The sequence below is a fragment of the Psychrobacter proteolyticus genome (assembly GCF_003350005.1).
Classification (GTDB): domain Bacteria; phylum Pseudomonadota; class Gammaproteobacteria; order Pseudomonadales; family Moraxellaceae; genus Psychrobacter; species Psychrobacter proteolyticus.
On the sequence record NZ_QLKS01000005.1, the window covers coordinates 87,503 to 104,563 of the forward strand.

The 17,061-nt window shown below is 42.7% G+C and carries 15 protein-coding genes and 1 tRNA gene; 4 read left to right on the forward strand and 12 right to left on the reverse strand.

Features of this window, described 5'->3' with window-relative positions; translation table 11 throughout:
- Nucleotides 1-5: 5 nt before the first annotated feature.
- The gene (locus DXK30_RS10905) at nt 6-746 is read right to left on the reverse strand and encodes a DUF4230 domain-containing protein (RefSeq protein WP_114701703.1); all 741 of its coding nucleotides are present in this window, start codon (nt 744-746) and stop codon (nt 6-8) included.
- Between the two features lie 593 nt (nt 747-1,339).
- On the opposite strand from DXK30_RS10905, the gene DXK30_RS10910 reads away from it, so the two are divergent.
- Nucleotides 1,340-3,058: a proline--tRNA ligase gene (locus tag DXK30_RS10910; protein WP_114701704.1), complete on the forward strand. Its 1,719-nt coding sequence runs from the start codon at nt 1,340-1,342 to the stop codon at nt 3,056-3,058.
- A gap of 123 nt (nt 3,059-3,181) precedes the next feature.
- Here DXK30_RS10910 and queF read toward each other — a convergent pair whose 3' ends face one another.
- The 4 genes from queF to DXK30_RS10930 all read right to left on the reverse strand — a co-directional run bounded on the left by queF (nt 3,182) and on the right by DXK30_RS10930 (nt 6,871).
- Entirely contained in the window at nt 3,182-4,066 is an 885-nt protein-coding gene (queF, locus tag DXK30_RS10915) for an NADPH-dependent 7-cyano-7-deazaguanine reductase QueF (RefSeq protein ID WP_114701705.1), read from the reverse strand.
- A 65-nt stretch (nt 4,067-4,131) separates the two neighbouring features.
- Nucleotides 4,132-4,905 carry an ABC transporter permease gene (locus tag DXK30_RS10920; protein WP_057762348.1) on the reverse strand — a complete coding sequence of 258 codons (774 nt, stop codon included), beginning with the start codon at nt 4,903-4,905 and terminating at the stop codon, nt 4,132-4,134.
- Between the two features lie 29 nt (nt 4,906-4,934).
- On the reverse strand, nt 4,935-5,897 hold the full coding sequence (locus tag DXK30_RS10925) for an ABC transporter ATP-binding protein (RefSeq protein WP_114701706.1): 963 nt from the start codon (nt 5,895-5,897) through the stop codon (nt 4,935-4,937).
- A 317-nt stretch (nt 5,898-6,214) separates the two neighbouring features.
- On the reverse strand, nt 6,215-6,871 hold the full coding sequence (locus tag DXK30_RS10930; RefSeq protein WP_114701707.1) for a c-type cytochrome: 657 nt from the start codon (nt 6,869-6,871) through the stop codon (nt 6,215-6,217).
- Between the two features lie 352 nt (nt 6,872-7,223).
- Between DXK30_RS10930 and DXK30_RS10935 the strand changes: the two genes are divergently transcribed.
- A tRNA-Arg gene (locus tag DXK30_RS10935) sits at nt 7,224-7,300 on the forward strand.
- Nucleotides 7,301-7,541: 241 nt separating this feature from the next.
- Here DXK30_RS10935 and DXK30_RS10940 read toward each other — a convergent pair.
- Entirely contained in the window at nt 7,542-7,892 is a 351-nt protein-coding gene (locus tag DXK30_RS10940; RefSeq protein WP_114701708.1) for a hypothetical protein, read from the reverse strand.
- 35 nt (nt 7,893-7,927) lie between these two features.
- Between DXK30_RS10940 and DXK30_RS10945 the strand changes: the two genes are divergently transcribed.
- Complete coding sequence (locus DXK30_RS10945; protein ID WP_114701709.1) at nt 7,928-8,728, forward strand: SIR2 family NAD-dependent protein deacylase; 801 nt, start codon at nt 7,928-7,930, stop codon at nt 8,726-8,728.
- 102 nt (nt 8,729-8,830) lie between these two features.
- Here DXK30_RS10945 and DXK30_RS10950 read toward each other — a convergent pair whose 3' ends face one another.
- The 4 genes from DXK30_RS10950 to DXK30_RS10965 all read right to left on the reverse strand — a co-directional run bounded on the left by DXK30_RS10950 (nt 8,831) and on the right by DXK30_RS10965 (nt 12,570).
- Entirely contained in the window at nt 8,831-9,829 is a 999-nt protein-coding gene (locus DXK30_RS10950; protein WP_114701710.1) for an adenosine deaminase, read from the reverse strand.
- A 204-nt stretch (nt 9,830-10,033) separates the two neighbouring features.
- On the reverse strand, nt 10,034-10,558 hold the full coding sequence (locus DXK30_RS10955) for a TPM domain-containing protein (RefSeq protein ID WP_114701711.1): 525 nt from the start codon (nt 10,556-10,558) through the stop codon (nt 10,034-10,036).
- A gap of 71 nt (nt 10,559-10,629) precedes the next feature.
- Nucleotides 10,630-11,814, reverse strand: coding sequence for a TPM domain-containing protein (locus DXK30_RS10960; protein ID WP_114701712.1), 1,185 nt, complete (start codon nt 11,812-11,814; stop codon nt 10,630-10,632).
- A gap of 123 nt (nt 11,815-11,937) precedes the next feature.
- Nucleotides 11,938-12,570, reverse strand: a complete 633-nt coding sequence (locus DXK30_RS10965) for a LemA family protein (protein WP_101204949.1) — start codon at nt 12,568-12,570, stop codon at nt 11,938-11,940.
- A gap of 957 nt (nt 12,571-13,527) precedes the next feature.
- Here DXK30_RS10965 and DXK30_RS10970 point away from each other — a divergent pair.
- Nucleotides 13,528-15,075, forward strand: coding sequence for an alanine/glycine:cation symporter family protein (locus tag DXK30_RS10970; RefSeq protein ID WP_114701713.1), 1,548 nt, complete (start codon nt 13,528-13,530; stop codon nt 15,073-15,075).
- A 403-nt stretch (nt 15,076-15,478) separates the two neighbouring features.
- Here the strand turns inward: DXK30_RS10970 and DXK30_RS10975 are convergent, their stop codons facing one another.
- Nucleotides 15,479-16,084 (reverse strand): fasciclin domain-containing protein, encoded by a 606-nt coding sequence (locus DXK30_RS10975; protein WP_057758535.1) that lies wholly within the window; start codon nt 16,082-16,084, stop codon nt 15,479-15,481.
- A gap of 422 nt (nt 16,085-16,506) precedes the next feature.
- Nucleotides 16,507-17,061, reverse strand: a complete 555-nt coding sequence (locus tag DXK30_RS10980) for a fasciclin domain-containing protein (RefSeq protein ID WP_057758533.1) — start codon at nt 17,059-17,061, stop codon at nt 16,507-16,509.

Genomic DNA, 17,061 nt, shown 5'->3' on the forward strand with positions numbered 1-17,061 from the left:
GCAGACTAGCTATTGGTAGTGACTGGCAATTGACATGCACCTGCACCCTGAGTGGTAATCGTCACTACCGCTCCCGTGAGCGCAAACAGCTGCTGCAATTGGGTTTGCGCATTTTGCTGTGCCATATTCATAACATCACCTCGGCAGGCACGCTCTAGCACTTCTTTTTTTGCCATGGTCTGTGCTTGTGCCAATATCTTAGGATCAACTTGCATCATGCCAAAAGCCCCTGTCTGCCAGTCATAAATCTCGATATCATCTAAATATACTGAAAATATCTCTGTGGGCGGCAAAGTGATATTAATTTTCGGCATAGTGGCAGCTGGAAAGTTGGGGTCAGCTACTTGCTCTTCATCCTCATTAGCTTGAGCAGGTTGCACTACTTGTACCATCTCAGGTGTCAGTGCACTCAGATCAACGCCTGCTTCTACGCGACCATGAGCGATAAACAATGCCTTTTGCTCATCCTGCCACAGTTTCATCCAGCTCCCAGGTCGCTCGCTCGTAATCACTGTATCAACGCTGAATGCGACGGTATGTAAGCGATTTAACTGCTGAATTTGCGTAACCACCCCTTCGCGAGTAATAGTTTCTATCGGCGATTCTTCTGGTTTGTTTTGCGCACTATAAATAGCAAAAACAATCGCTACTAAGCCAATGAGTAATATCACCCACGACATTGTCGTAATAGGACGTTTCTCAGGCTTTTGAGTGTCATTAGCGTTATTCATATCAGGATTATTCATAGAAGCTACCTTTATAATGTTGCATTGTTTTTACAAGGCTAACTGTATTATCAAAACTCTGTAATACCTGAGCTATAAATGCGACTATTGTGCAGTAACTTCAAGTAATGGCTACCATTCCTCTACATAACTTTATGCATAAACCTCTACGCAACCACCTCAATAAACTGTCTCTCAAGTAATCAGTGCTTTCGCTATAAAATCATACGAATAGCTCAATTATTTATCCCTTATTGAAGCCTTTGCATCACGTTCGGTTTGAAAAGACAAAAAGTCATTGCGTCTTAGGCGAACTTTACCTAACATAGTCAGATTGTATGAATAAAATGTCAGTCTTAAAGCATTTATCAGGGTTTTGACCTGAATATATTGCATTTTTGGCATATTGATACATCAAATCAAATTTGCCTCTCTTTTATGAGAGTGGTTTTTACTGATGTGCTTTATATATAAGCAGGTTGGTAACTAGGAAATACCCTAGATTATTGCTAAGTGATAAAGGTAAGCTTGCGGCGGCAATGAAACGATTAGCCATACGCTCAACATCCTACTATTTCTTATTTTTTTATCGTTGATAAGGTTACGCTTTATTTATGAAAGCCAGTCAATTTTTATTTGCCACACTAAAAGAAACCCCAAGTGACGCCGACATCGCCTCAAGCCAATTGATGGTGCGTGCTGGTCTTATCCGCAAGATTGCTTCTGGATTGTATATTTGGTTGCCTATGGGTCTGCGCGTCTTGCAAAAGGTCGAACGTATTGTTCGTGAAGAGATGCAAAACGTCGGCGCACAAGAAGTGCTAATGCCGATGACTCAGCCTGCTGAACTTTGGCAGACGACCGGACGTTTTGATGATTATGGTCCTGAGCTATTGCGCTTCAAAGACCGTCATGATCGCGACTTTGTGCTTGGTCCCACGCACGAAGAAGTCATCACCAATCTAGCACAAGGTGAGCTACGTAGTTATAAACAACTACCGATTACTTTCTTTCAGATTCAAGGTAAATTCCGTGACGAGATTCGTCCACGCTTCGGTGTGATGCGCGCACGTGAATTCACCATGAAAGATGCTTACTCTTTCCATGTGGATCAAGCCTCATTGGCCAAGACTTACCATGATATGTATGACGCTTATACACGCATCTTTACCCGCTTGGGCCTAGATTTCCGTGCGGTACAAGCAGATACAGGCTCTATCGGTGGTTTTGCCTCCCATGAGTTCCATGTATTGGCAGATAGCGGCGAAGACGATATTGCGTTTTCGGACTCATCTGACTATGCAGCCAACGTTGAGCTAGCAGAATCTGTCAGCACCGCTGAGCGTCAACCGCCAAAAATGGAGCGTGAAGACGTTCTGACCGAAGGCATGACCAGCTGTAAAATGGTTGCTGAACACTTGGATATCCCGTTAGAAACGACGGTTAAAACCTTGATCGTTCATGGTCATACTGAGAATGATGAGCCACAACTGATTGCTATCGTGTTGCGCGGCGATCATCAGCTCAACACTATTAAAGCTGAGAAAATCGAAGAAGCCAACGTACCATTGACATTAGCATCTGACGAAGAGCTAAAAGCAGCAGGTCTGCATAAAGGCTATATCGGCGTTAATCTAGATATGCCTGTGTTTGTTGATCGTTCGGCAGCTGCGTTGTCAGATTTTGTCTGCGGTGCGAACGAAGTGAACAAACATACTATCGGTATGAACTGGGCGCGTGATACTCGCATTACTCGCATCGTTGATGTGCGCAATGTACAAGAAGGCGACCCGTCTCCTGATGGCAAAGGCAGCCTGAAAATCAAACGCGGTATCGAAGTCGGTCATATCTTCCAGTTGGGTGATAAATACTCACAAGCGATGAACTGTACGGTTTCTGGTGAAGATGGCAAACCTGTTACTTTGATGATGGGCTGTTATGGTATTGGCGTTAGCCGTATCATCGCCGCTGCTATCGAGCAGAACAATGATGAAAACGGCATCATGTGGCCAAAAACGCCAACGATTGATGATTCAATCGCTCCTTTTGAAGTCGCCATCATCCCGATGAAATCTAAAGAAGAGACGGTCATGCAGACGGCAACCGCTCTGTATGAAGAGTTAAAAGCTCAAGGCATCAACGTTCTACTGGACGACCGTAACGAGCGCCCAGGCGTTAAGTTTGCTGATCTTGAGTTGATTGGTATTCCGCATCGTATCGTCGTGTCTGATCGTAACTTAGCTGAAGACAAGTATGAGTACGTCAATCGTCGTGAAGCCGAAAAACAAATGCTGAGCCGTGAAGAAGTCATGGCAAAAGTAAGCGGTAAATAGTTTTACGAGTAAAGGCTATATAACAAAAAGCGCCTATCTCACATAATGAGATAGGCGCTTTTTTATGGGCTTAAAAACTATTTAATATTGTATTTTTATTAACATTGTATTTTTAGCGAGAACTTACTGGCGGATTAAACGGCTTGGCGTTGGCAATAGACTGATATCACTAACACGGCAAGGATTGATATCAATACCACCGCGGCGCGTATACCACGCCCGTACCATTAGCTCGCTTGGCTGATAGTATTGGCTCAAATCAGCAAATATCTGCTCGACACACTGCTCATGGAAGCCATTGTGCTGACGGAAGCTCAATATATAACGCAGCATATTTGCATTATTAAAAGGCTTATCAGTCGTTATCGATACGGCCAGAGTGCCCCAATCTGGTTGATTGGTCACTGGGCAATTACTACGCAGTAAATTGGAATAAAAGGTATACGGCTGCGTACCCTCATTTGCCACGCTTTCATCGCTAGCCCCTACTTCTTTTTCACTCAGCAACGACGCATCAGGATGTTCAGTTAATGCAACTTTATCCGTGTTGCCTGCCAATGCTTCATCAATACAAACACCCTCAGGCTGAGCAATCAATAACGCTGTCTCGTTACCATTTAAATCATCGTTTAGACCAAATAACGCTACCTGTACGTCTGTTTGCAAACAAGCTGATAAGTCTTTCGCAATCAACGCTTGCACGTCGTTCCAACTGGCAAACTCGGTAAAATTAATGCTATTTAAATACAATTTAAGCGATTTTGACTCCACGATAAATGGTGAGCTAGCAGGAATACTAAAGCGCGCAATCGCCACTTGCGAGATACCTTGCGGATTTAACCAAGATATCTCAAAAGCCTGCCACCAATCAACACCGACGGTTAGTTTATCGTCTTGCCAACCAATCGCATCACGTCCCATGCTGCGCGCAATCGGATATAGCGTCTCTGGGCTATACTCAGTTGGATAGTCTGTGGTTTGCTCGCCCAAGATACCGTGAATACTCATCTGTCTTCCTAATATTAAACCGTTTAAAATTTGCTTTAAATAATATTCTTAGCGAATAATACACACTACAAACGGACGCGCGAACCATTACTTAGCAAGCGATAAGCGATGGTATAAAATATCGCACAGAACACAAAAATAGCCGCCATTGAATACCAAACATTGACATCAGAGTAGCCAAGAATACCGTAACGGAATGAGTTGACCATATAAACGATAGGGTTCAGTAGCGAGATATTTTGCCAAAATGGCGATAAATTCTCCATCGAGTAAAACACACCACCAAGATAGGTCAATGGCGTCAATACAAAGCTTGGAATGATAGAGATATCATCAAATGAGCGTGCAAATACCGCATTGATAAAGCCGCCTAATGAAAACAAGATAGACGTGCCAAGTACCGTAAATACAGTCACAAATAAATGCTCAATACCAAGATCGGTAAAGAATAGCGCCACTATCGAGACAATCACACCGATAGCCAATCCACGGAAGATACCACCACTGATATAACCCATCAAAATAGCATGCTTGGATACTGGCGATACTAGAAGCTCTTCGATACTAGACGTGAACTTGGCACTAAAAAAGCTTGAGACCACGTTAGAGTAACTGTTGGTAATGATCGACATCATGATCAAACCAGGCACGATAAACTGCATGTATGGCACACCGCCCATCTCACCCACACGCGAGCCAATCATTTTACCGAAGATGACAAAATACAAGCTCATTGTGATAACTGGTGGTAGTAATGTCTGCGGCCAAATACGTAAAATACGGCGCACTTCTTTGAACCAAATAGTACGAAATGCAATCCACTTTTTGCTCAATGACATTGTTTTATTATGATCGACTAGTTCCTGACTCATAATCCCGCCTCCTTCATGCTATCTGCACTCTGAATGTTTTTGTCTACCAAGCGCATAAATAACTCTTCTAGTCGGTTGGCTTTATTGCGCATACTTGCCACACTGATACCTCTATCAGACAACTGATCAAAGACACCGTTTAGTGACTCACCTTCTGTCAAGGTAACTTCTAGCGTTTGCTCATCTGGTTGCGAGACCCCTGTGACTCCTGTCAGAGCCAACTGCTCAGTGAGCGGCGTATCCAAATCAAATACAAACGTTTCTACGGATAACTGCGCCAGTAGCTCTTTCATTTCCGTATTGATACGAATTTCACCGTGATCCAAGATCGCAATGCGTTTACACAATTGCTCAGCTTCTTCGAGATAATGAGTCGTCAGAATAATAGTGGTGTTCTCTTCGATATTAATCTGCTGCATGAATTCCCACATCGAGCGACGAAGCTCGATATCAACACCCGCCGTTGGCTCATCTAGAATCAATAGCTTTGGTTTATGAATCAATGCGCGGGCAATCATCAAACGGCGTTTCATACCACCAGATAGTTCACGTGATTTGCTGTCGCGTTTATCCCATAATCCTAGCGCGGTTAACAGTCTCTTTGCGCGTGGTTTGGCTTCTTTTGCCGGAATACCAAAATAACCCGCTTGTGTAATCAGGATATCTTCGACTTTTTCGAACATATTAAAGTTAAATTCTTGCGGTACAACACCAAGATATTGCTTGGCAATCGAAGGGTTCTCTAATAGATCTGTGCCGAAAATATGAACGCTACCGGTGGTTGGCTTAAACAATGAGCTAATAATGCCAATCATGGTAGATTTGCCTGCGCCGTTTGGCCCAAGTAACGCAAAGAAACCACCTTGTGGTACCGTTAAATCAACCCCTTTCAATGCCGAAAACCCATTGTCGTAGGTTTTGGATAAGTTTTTTATGGAGAGTGCTGGTGCATCAGACATGAAGACCTCTTTATTTGTTATCAATTTATATAAAATGCGATTTTAGAATAATAGGCCGTGTTGAACATTCGACTATCATTATCATATAGGCAGAAGCCATATAAGAATGTTCAACACACTCTACTATCTAAAGGTGACAATGTACGGTAATAAACGAACTAATCTCATAAAATGAGGCTACTAATGGCAAATTTCAACTGCCTTATATTCGAAGTACCATATTAATAATACTAATCATGAAAAAGCGCCTATCTCATCACTGAAATAGGCGCTTTATAGATAACTATCGTAAAAGCTTGGAGGGTAATCAATAAAGATTAGCTTGCTTCTGCAACCATATAATCTACGGCATTTTGAACTTCTTCATCAGGAATATCCGCGCCACCTTTGGCAGGCATCGCATTAAAACCATTGATAGCATGGGTATATAGCGTATCTTTACCTTTTGCGATACGTGGCCCCCAAGCGCCAGCATCACCAAAGATAGGAGAACCTAGCAAGCCAGCAGCATGACAGGTATGACATACAGCGTTATACACCGCTTTACCATCACGAGGGCCATCGCCAGCAGCTGGGCCAGATGAGCGTGCCGTTACATCACAAACTTCATCATCTTCAAAACAGATATTGGCAACAGGCTGGATACGCGCAATCAGATTAGGATACAAAGCAATTAGCTTTTGCACTTGCGGCGTATCTTGTGGAATTGGCTCTTCATCAGCGGCAGGCGCTGCTGCTGCAGTTTCTTCGCCTTCTGCTGGAGCGGCTTCGTCAGTAGGCGCAGCACCATCTGTCGTATCTGCAGCAGCTTGGGTATCGTCACCTAGCGTTTCAGGAGCAGCGTCTACGACCTCTTGGCCTTCTGCTACGTCTGACGCAGTTACAGGAGTGTCTACAACATCTTCAGCTTGGCTCACCGCGATACTAGCGATTCCTAGAATGGCAGCTGCCGATAACATAACTACTTTTCTCATTCGTCACGTTCTCTTATTACGTATACAAGGACTAGCACGGCTCGGACATTCTGTCTGTCCTCCTTTGACGACCTCTAAGTCTTCAATAGCAGACAGCCATCCCGCGTGCCAGCGCACTTGCAATCGGTGATTATAAATATGAATTCTCCCCAACATTATAAGGGAAAAGGCAGGTAAATTGCCATGCTTGTTTAATGACTTGGCTGTTTTTTCTTAAAAAACCTCAATCGCGACTGTCATTTATTGGCTTTATGCTTTTTATTTGTTAGACTAAGCGGTCTTTATTTCTAGACACCTTATGCTAATTATCATGCGCATCTAAGCGTGGCAGTCAGACATATCGTTATCATATGCGCTCGTAGCTCAGTTGGATAGAGTATCGGTCTCCGAAGCCGAGGGTCGTGGGTTCGATTCCCGCCGAGCGCACCAATTATGATGTTTACAACCTCACCCTATCACTCTCTTAATACTATCCTCAACTACCTATACTCATCAAACCTACACTTCAACATGTTTGCGGTTTTTCTGTGCTTGTATACTTCTAGTGCTCTCACCTATAGTCGACTCAGTATAATTTGGATACAAAGAAGCCGAGGAAAGTACTACAAGTAGTAGACTGAGCGAGACTGACACCGTAGCCAATTGATAGAGGATTGACTATATAGCAAAATTACTCTGCGTCTTGCAAGTTAGCTGTTAGCTGAGCACGGCTAGGAATACGGTGATAATTGATCACTGGCACATCACCCAAACGGCGCTGACCCTCAGCAATCTTTTTATCAATCGTAATCATCGCTATTTTTTTATCTTGTTTGCTAACGAGCAAATGATTTGCCTTACGTGTGACTCGATAATCAGCAAAATGCTGTTTTAATATCGCTGATGTTTTTTGCAGCGCATCATTCGGTGTTGCATTCTTTGATTTTATGCCGCCTGCTTTTGCGCCGCGCGATTTTGCCACGAACCATAAAACTGCGATGACAGCGAACAATATGACAAGCCACCAAATTCCGTCTATCATAAGTAAAAATATCCATTATTAGCAAGGGTTGGCTCATGTTAGCAGAATTATCACTAGCGTTAATAGCAGAAGTAAAACTTGCAGCCCAACTACTGGCATCCAAACAGCGTATTTGCATTTTGACTGGGGCTGGCATTTCAGCAGAAAGCGGCATCCCAACGTTTCGGGATAAGCAAACAGGGCTGTGGGAGAACTACGGTGTCGAAGACTTGGCAACCCCTGAAGCATTCACTCGTGATCCAAGGCTAGTATGGTCATGGTATCAATGGCGTCGGCAAATGGTCGCAGACAAAGCACCAAATCCTGCCCATCATGCGTTGGCTCAGTGGCAGTATCATGCGCAAACCTCCGATCAGCAAGTGACACTCATTACCCAAAATGTCGATGATTTGCACGAGCAAGCTGGTAGCGCAGTGACTCACCTGCATGGTCATCTGTGGCGTAACCGCTGTAGTCAGTGTGAGATACCCTATCAAGATCAATCGAGAGCGTCATACGATAATCAAGGTACTATGAGTTTTGATGAAACACTGCTTACCTGTTCGCATTGCGACGGTTACATCAGACCAGATATTGTTTGGTTTGGCGAAGCTCTACCTGTACAGGCATGGCAGACTGCCGAAGAAGCTGCGGCTAATTGCGAGGTATTTATCAGTATTGGTACATCAAGCTTGGTCTATCCTGCTGCTGGATTATCACAGCTAGCTAAACAGAATGGCGCGCAAGTTATTGAGATAAACCCTGACCCCACACCAAATAATATCGTCGATATCACATTAGCAGAAAAGGCTGGAATAATACTGCCGCTGCTTATATCAGAGATTACGGCTTTATAATTGCTACTAATTATAGATATTACTGAATGACAGACAATAAAAAAGGCTTAACGATTTATATAAACCGTTAAGCCTTTGCTACTAAAAACAAGCTCGTTAAAATTATTTCAATGCAAGCTCAACTCTCGCTAAGTAAGCTTGTTTTAACTCATCACTGATAAATGCCGATTTAAACGAGTTTTTTACCAAAGTAATAACATCGTCTTCCGTAATCGGCAGATTCTCATATAGGTTAATGAAGTTTTGGTTCACATATCCTTTGAAATACGCAGGGTCGTCCGAGTTAACACTAATATTTAGACCATAGTCTAAAAGCTCTTTGATATTGTGCTCTTTATAAGTCTCGAAAACTTTTAGCTCGATATTTGAGTTCGGGCAAACCGTCAATGGCATTTGCTCATCTTTGAGTCTTTGCATCAACTCTGGGCTTTTTATAGACTGCACACCATGATCGATTCTATTGATATTCAATAAGTCTAATGCTTCGTAGATGTACGAGAAGTCTGCTTCCTCGCCTGCATGAGCAACCAACTTAAAGCCTTCTTCTTTGGCTTTTTGAAAGACTTCCTTGAATTTCGATGGTGGGTTACCCAGTTCTGATGAATCCAGACCAACACCGATGATGTCGTCTTTATACTCTAGTGCTTGCTCTAATGTCTCAAACGCTTCTTCTTGCGATAAATGACGCAAGAAACACATGATGATACATGACGTGATACCGTATTTTGCTTTGGCATCTGCAAGCGCTTCTTTGATACCTGTGATGACCGATTCAAAAGGCACGCCGCGTTCAGTATGCGTCTGCGGATCAAAGAATATCTCTGTGTGAATGACATTATCTTCAACACATCTAAGAATATATTCCCACGTCAAATCATAGAAATCATCTTTTGTGAGTAGGACGTTGGCACCCGCATAGTAGATATCTAAAAAGGTCTGTAGGTTGGTGAAGTTATAGGCACTGCGTACATCTTCGATATCTTTATAAGGTATCTCTACATTGTTCTTTTTGGCCAATCTAAACATCAGCTCAGGCTCTAGCGAACCTTCAATATGTAGATGAAGTTCAGCTTTCGGTAGTTTCTTTATTAATTCAATCATAGTATTCCAATAATGGTGTTATCGAGACGAGCCCTAGTAGATATTGCACAGTAGGATAATCAAACCATACATATATGAGGCGTTATCTGTCTCAGAAAAATTATTTTAACACTAAAAGCATATCGCCTAAAACAAAACCCTTTGACCGTATAGATAAGCTACTTATAAAAGCAACCTTCTTAATAAAACCGTGTAAGGTGCAAACTACTTTAAAAATACCACTGTATCAGACAGCTCATTGCCTTCTGGATCGTGCTCTAAATGATAATACTGACGTAATACCTGCCCCACTTCATCCAGCAGTTCAGCCAAGCTCTCTTCTGTCTTTTGGGTAGCAATACCAGATACCGCCTTGTCGCACATTGCATTCCATACTGTTGGACTAACGTGAGCGCTGATACCTCGGTCTGCGACAATCTCTAGTTTGCGCTCACATACATTGACATAGATCAAGACGCCCGTATTTTCTTCCGTATCCCAGACGCGATATTCGCTAAACAAATCAATCGCACGCTCACGGCAGTTCATGCGATAAGCTTCTTGGATAGGCAGATGGTTTTCTACGATTAAGAATACTTCACCACGATGCCCACGCTCGGCTCGTGTCACAGCATCTGTTAGGCGTGCTTTGGATTCTGTTGTTAGCCACTTACTATGTAATAAAGGGACGAACAAAACTTGACGCCACCAGCGGGCAAAACTGGGGTTTGAAGCGTTGTCTTCTACCATTATATTATTTCCTCAAGTACGTCGTTTTCGATGGTTATGTAGAGTTTATTTTGTTTGCGTATGTGGAATACTTACCACGAGCCACCTGCACCGCCGCCGCCGAAACCACCGCCGCCACCGCCAAAGCCGCCGCCTCCGAAACCACCACCGCCAAAGCCGCCTCCACTACCGCCGCCCATACCGGGTAAGAAAATCATGCCGCCTCTGCGCCCACCTTTACCGCCGCCGCCTTTTCCACCGCCACCGCCGCGTGAGATCAAAAACATCCAGATAAATATCGCCATAATCAGCGTCATGAAGAAGCCGCCACCTAATGCCATTGAACCTGCAAAAAACCCGCCAGCGGTAATAATAGAACCAAATACTCGGCCCAATATATTAGTAATAAAGCTACCAAAAATCATCGCCATGATAAATAAGAAAATAGGTGACGGCAACTCGTCTGAGCTTTGCTGGGCAGTACGTTCTGCGGCTTGCGAATCAGCACGAGCTAAGACTTCAGGGTCAGCAGTTAAGCGCGTTTTGAGCGCTTCAACGCCAGCGATTATCCCTGCACCATAGTTATTTTGCTTAAATAACGGCGTGATATCTTCACGAATGACACGGTTGACTGCCGCATCTGGTAATACGCCTTCTAGTCCATAACCCGTTAGGATATACATATCACGGTCATTGACAGCGACGACAATCAGCAGACCATCATCGATAGCTTCATCACCCAATTCCCACTTCTCAGCAACTTGCAAGGCATAATCAAATATTGGTACGCCATTAGTAGTTGGTACGATAACCACCGCTGCTTGTGCTAATCCCTGCTGATAGATACTTCTAAGCTGAGCCTCTAGACGTAGCCTCTCTTGGGGATTTAGGATATTGGCCTGATCAACGACTGGTTCATTGAGTATCAACTTGTCAGCGTCAACACCCTCGGCACTGGAGCGTACAGGTGGCTGAGCGGTTGTTTGGGCATTGGCTGTACCATTTGCTGTGCTTTGGTTATCTGCGTTTTGAGTGATAGCGTCGTTGCCGAGCACTGCCCCATTGATAGCATCGTTATTTAATACAGCATCATTAATTGCTTCGTTAGACTCGCCTGCTTTAGCAACAGCCACCAACTCTTCGACACTACGGTTTTGCAGATTCGAGGTGCTATCTGTCGCCACCGCTGTATCATTGGGTGCAGCGTGCAATGCAGGCACGCTGACGACACCTAACGTAAACAGTAATGCTGATAAGATTGCTTTTGAATTATTCATCTAATCTATACCACCTCAGATAACATCTTTACCAATTGATAGACTCTAACTAATCATCATTGAACCATTAGCTAAATAAACAGAGCTGCCTATGCTGCTCTGTCGTCACGTTCATTCTAAATTTTATTCAGCAGACTTTTCTGCAGAGTCGCCAAAATCAACACTTGGTGCGGTTGAAATCGCCTCTTCATTGGCCACACTAAAATTGGGCTTAGTATCCATACCAAATACTTTTGCAGTGATGTTGGTTGGGAACTGACGCACCGTTGTATTGTATCCCTGCACTTCTTGGATATAACGGTTACGAGCAACAGCAATACGGTTCTCAGTACCTTCTAACTGTGCTTGCAAATCTTGAAACAGTGCATCTGACTTTAGATCTGGATAACGCTCAGATACTGCCATCAAACGTGACAATGCACCTGTCATCTGCTCTTGCGCTGCTGCATAACGCTCCATCGCTTCTGGATCATTAAGCACTTCTGGCGTTACCGTGATACCGCCCGCACGTGAGCGAGCTTCTGCCACTTGGGTGAAGACTTCTTGCTCTTGCTCGGCATATTGCTGTACGACTTTGACTAAGTTTGGCACCAAATCAGAACGGCGCTGATACTGGTTGACCACTTCTGACCATGAAGCAGTGACCTGCTCATCTTGTGCCTGCAGGTTGTTGTAGCCACAGCCACTTAGACCAACTGTAGAAGTTGTCAATAAAGCGGCTAGCAACATCGGCTTCATAATAGATTTACGCGTCATTGTTGATTCTCCTAATAATGATAAATAACAAATATCCAGTACCACGTTTTTAATATTTTTAAGTTTTCTTAGTATTCATACGACGGTCATGCGCTCTATATATTGTATATCTGCGCAACACTCTATCAGCATGATATCAAAAGAAGTTGTCTTAATGATGGCGTTATATACGGCTTTTTACAATTGACCGTTACCAAAACACAACCGCATAGCGTTAACGATAACGCGTTTTTATCATGATAGATATAGAGCAAAAATTTAGCAGTCTGGCGCAATCAGACTAAATGTTATGAAATTACAAACAATTATTTATATATTATGCAAATCTTGCTAATGTATCTGCTAAATAAAATATGGAATATATCTACCGTCTATAAAGAAATTTCTAGTAATTAGTACAAAAATATGGCAAATTGCAGTTACGTAGCCGTACGGTTTGAATACATTTGGTAGTGGACTTATAGTTTGATTAGTATTAGCGAGTTGTTAATTTCTTAATAAAAACATCAATTAACTGTCAAATTATCGCTTAATACTATCAATTCGCCATACCAGTCATGTATTTATTCAGGACAGCTCATAGTAAGTTGAATGCCATCATGGTGATGGATATTTAATTATATAACCGCCTGTTTTATCCGCCGGTCAACTTATGACTCATCTGATGTATAACATGATGATAGAAGACCGCAGTAGTTGAGGTTGTAGAATAATAGTAAACGCAGCTGATATTTATATTGTCAGTGATAAGCGCTATGCAAATAGTCCGTATTACTGATGAGATACGCGGGTAAATACAGACAACTACAGTCCATTCTTGGTGGCCAAGCAAATGAGACTTAGACAACAAATAAGTCGATGCAGAGACTTTAACTGCTTAACTTAAATAAGTAAGTTAACCAGTTAGTTTACTCCTAGCAAACAGTGCCACCTTGAGACAGTACTAGGAACATAAATATGGAAGGTTTAGTTAACTTAGTAAATGGAATTATCTGGAGCCCAGCGCTGATTTATCTCTGCTTGGGTGCCGGTCTGTTCTATTCCATTATGACGCGCTTTGTACAAGTACGTCTATTCGGTGAGATGATCAAACTCCTATTCACTGGTAAATCTAGTGCACAGGGTATCTCATCATTTCAGGCACTTGCCGTCTCACTCGCTGGTCGTGTGGGTATGGGTAACATCGCTGGGGTAGCTGCTGCTATCGGCTTCGGTGGCCCAGGTGCCGTATTCTGGATGTGGGTCGTAGCCTTTCTAGGCGCATCTACAGCCTATGTCGAATCTACTCTTGCTCAGATTTACAAAGAAAAAGATGTGGTAACTGGCGAATATCGCGGTGGCCCAGCTTATTACTTTGAACGTGCCCTTGGTCAAAAGTGGTACGGCATCCTCTTCGCAATCGCTTCTATTTTATCATGTGGTATGTTCTTACCTGGTGTACAGGCGAACGGTGTTATCAGTGCATTTGCACAGGTAATGGGCGAAGGTACGATCATGAACGTTGCAGGCCTAGAAGTTGGCTCTATGCGTTTGGTCGGCTTGGCTATCATCTTAGTGGTGCTAGGTATCATCATCTTTGGTGGTATTAAGCGTATTGCAACCTTTACTGAGTTTGCAGTACCTTTCATGGCATTAGGTTATATTGCCTTAGCGCTAATCATCATGTTCAGCAACTTCAGCTTGATTCCAGATGTATTTGGTATGATTGTTGGTGATGCATTCACTGCACAAGCAGGTTTTGGTGCTGCTATCGGTTGGGGTGTGAAACGTGGTATCTACTCTAACGAAGCTGGTCAGGGTACAGGTCCTCACGCTGCTGCTGCTGCTGAAGTTGAGCATCCATCACAGCAGGGTCTAGTTCAGGCATTCTCAGTATATGTTGATACATTACTAGTATGTTCTGCTACTGCATTCATGATCTTGTCTACTGGTATGTACAACATTCAAGGTACGCTACCAGATGGTCAGTTCATCGTACAGAACGTTGCTGCTACTACTGAAATCAATGCTCCTGCGTTCACGCAAATGGCAATGGAATCTGTATACGGTACGTTTGGTAATGTCTTTATCGCAATCGCTGTATTCTTCTTTGCCTTTACCACAATTCTGGCTTACTACTACATCGCTGAAGTAAACGTGGCTTACTTGACTCGCTTCCTCGGTCGTAGTGCGAACAGAACTGGTCTATTCCTAGTGAAAGTGCTTATCATGGCGATGGTTGCTTATGGTGGTCTAAACTCAGCTGGTTATATCTGGGCAATCGGTGATATCGGTGTTGGTCTTATGGCTTGGCTTAACATTGTTGGTATTCTTGTCATCTTCATCGTGGCTCGTCCAACCCTTACTATGCTTAAAGACTATGAGGCTCAGCGTAAAGCTGGCGTCACTCGCTATAGTTTTGATCCTGCTAAATTCGGTATCAAAAATGCACCGTATTGGGAAGAGCGTCATCTAGCACAACAAAAAAGCATGAACGCTGACCCATTACGTAAAGATAAAGTGTAAGTCTATTTAATAAGGTTGCTATTTGATCTTATTGAACAAACAAAAAGCCCGAGACCATGTTCTCGGGCTTTTTTGTTTGGATAGTTTTCTACACTGCTACAGAATAGCTTACCGAAATATTAAAAATCATATTCATACGAGCTGATTTAATACCTTAAAATTACCCTTTTATCTCTTAAAGTTAAGCTGTATTCGAAACAACGTATGACAGTTACGTTATCTTTTGCCTGTCTTCTTTACAGAGCTCGCTTTAGCTTTAGGCTACTTTATATTAATTAAGTCGTCGTACCAGTATAGGTAAGCCACAGTTCCGTTATTTTTAATTCATAGACATAAAAAAGCCTAGCGCGATGGCTAGGCTTTCTTTAATTTATAGGTTATGAATCTACATATAATAGATAGCTTATTCAGGCATTAATACTGCATCGATAGTGTGGACCACACCATTGGTTGCCATGATATCTGTACCAGTGATATTTGCTGTGTTACCAGTAGCATCAGTAATTACGTTGTCTTCACTGATAGTAATGGTTTTACCGTTCGCTGTTTCGATCTCAGTACCGTATGGGATATCAGCCGCTTTAACTTCCATTGCTAGTACATGGTAAGGAAGGACAGTTTTTAGCAAGTCCGTATTGGCCAACAACTCTTCTTTAGTCACGCCTAATTTTTCTAGTACTGGCGCAAACGCATCATCAGTTGGGGCAAATACAGTATGCTTAGTTTCTTCCATTAGCATAGTATCAAGACCAGCAGCCTGTAGCGCAGCGGTTAGGATAGTTAGGTTTTCGTTCTCTGCTGCAATTTCAGCGATAGTTTGAGTCGCTTCCATGTCCATTTCGGCCATTGGCTCAGCTTCAACAGCTTCTGTCTCAGCAACTGGCTCAACTGCCATTTCTTCAGTCGCTTCTGGTTCAGTTGGCTCTGCAACAGTCTCTGTATCGTTACACGCTGCTAGTGACATGGCTGCGGTTACAACTGCGATAGATAACAAGTTCTTCTTTAACATAGGTAATTCCTTTTTGGATAAATAATTGATTAAGGGATTTATTTAAATTAATAACTTTCGATAAATATAATGATGACCAATGATTGATAAATGTATCAATTACTTAGTCATACTATTTAGTCCGTTATATTGATAGTTCTCAGTCTAACTGTTTAATTTTCAAATGGTATTTACTTAGGTAGCAACACTGTATCAATCACGTATATAGCATTGTTTGCTTGTATATCAGTTATTGCGATATTTAAGACAAAGTGATGTGGATTAACTATTTTCGGATTTCTACTTTAAAAATCTAACCTAAATAGAAACTTATATAGATAAAGCTCTAAAGTCTAAAACAGCCATTGTCTGATAATGAAATCATCACAAACAATGGCTGCTTAGTCTTATAATAAATACAGTTGGTATGCCTCAGTTAATACTTATTTAGGCAACAATACTCTATCGATTACATGGACAACACCATTGTTGGCAGCGATATCAGTCTTCACGATGTTCGTTGTGCGACCGTTTTCATCCATCAATTTGCCTTCTTTGGTTACCATCAACGTGTCTTTGCTAGCGGTCATTACGTTACCAGGCTTCACATCTTTGGCATACATAGCCATATCGCCAGCGACTACGTGATAACCCAATACTTTGGTCAATAGTGGCTTATTAGCAAATAACTGCGCTTTGGTCATACCTGTTTCTTGCAATGCTTGCATAAAGGCAGCATTGGTCGGTGCAAATACCGTATAGTGAGCATTAGGATCAGACAACATATCGACTAGACCTGCTGCTTGTACCGCTTCTACCAATACTGAAAAATCAGGATTGCTTTGGGCAATTTGTACGACATTCATCTTAGCCATACTCTGACTGTGCATTGGTGCTTTCATATCGCCCGTCTTTGCTGGCATCATATTATTACAAGCACTTAGACCCGCAATTGAGATAGCCAATGTACCGATGGTGGCAATTTTAGTAAGTTTCAT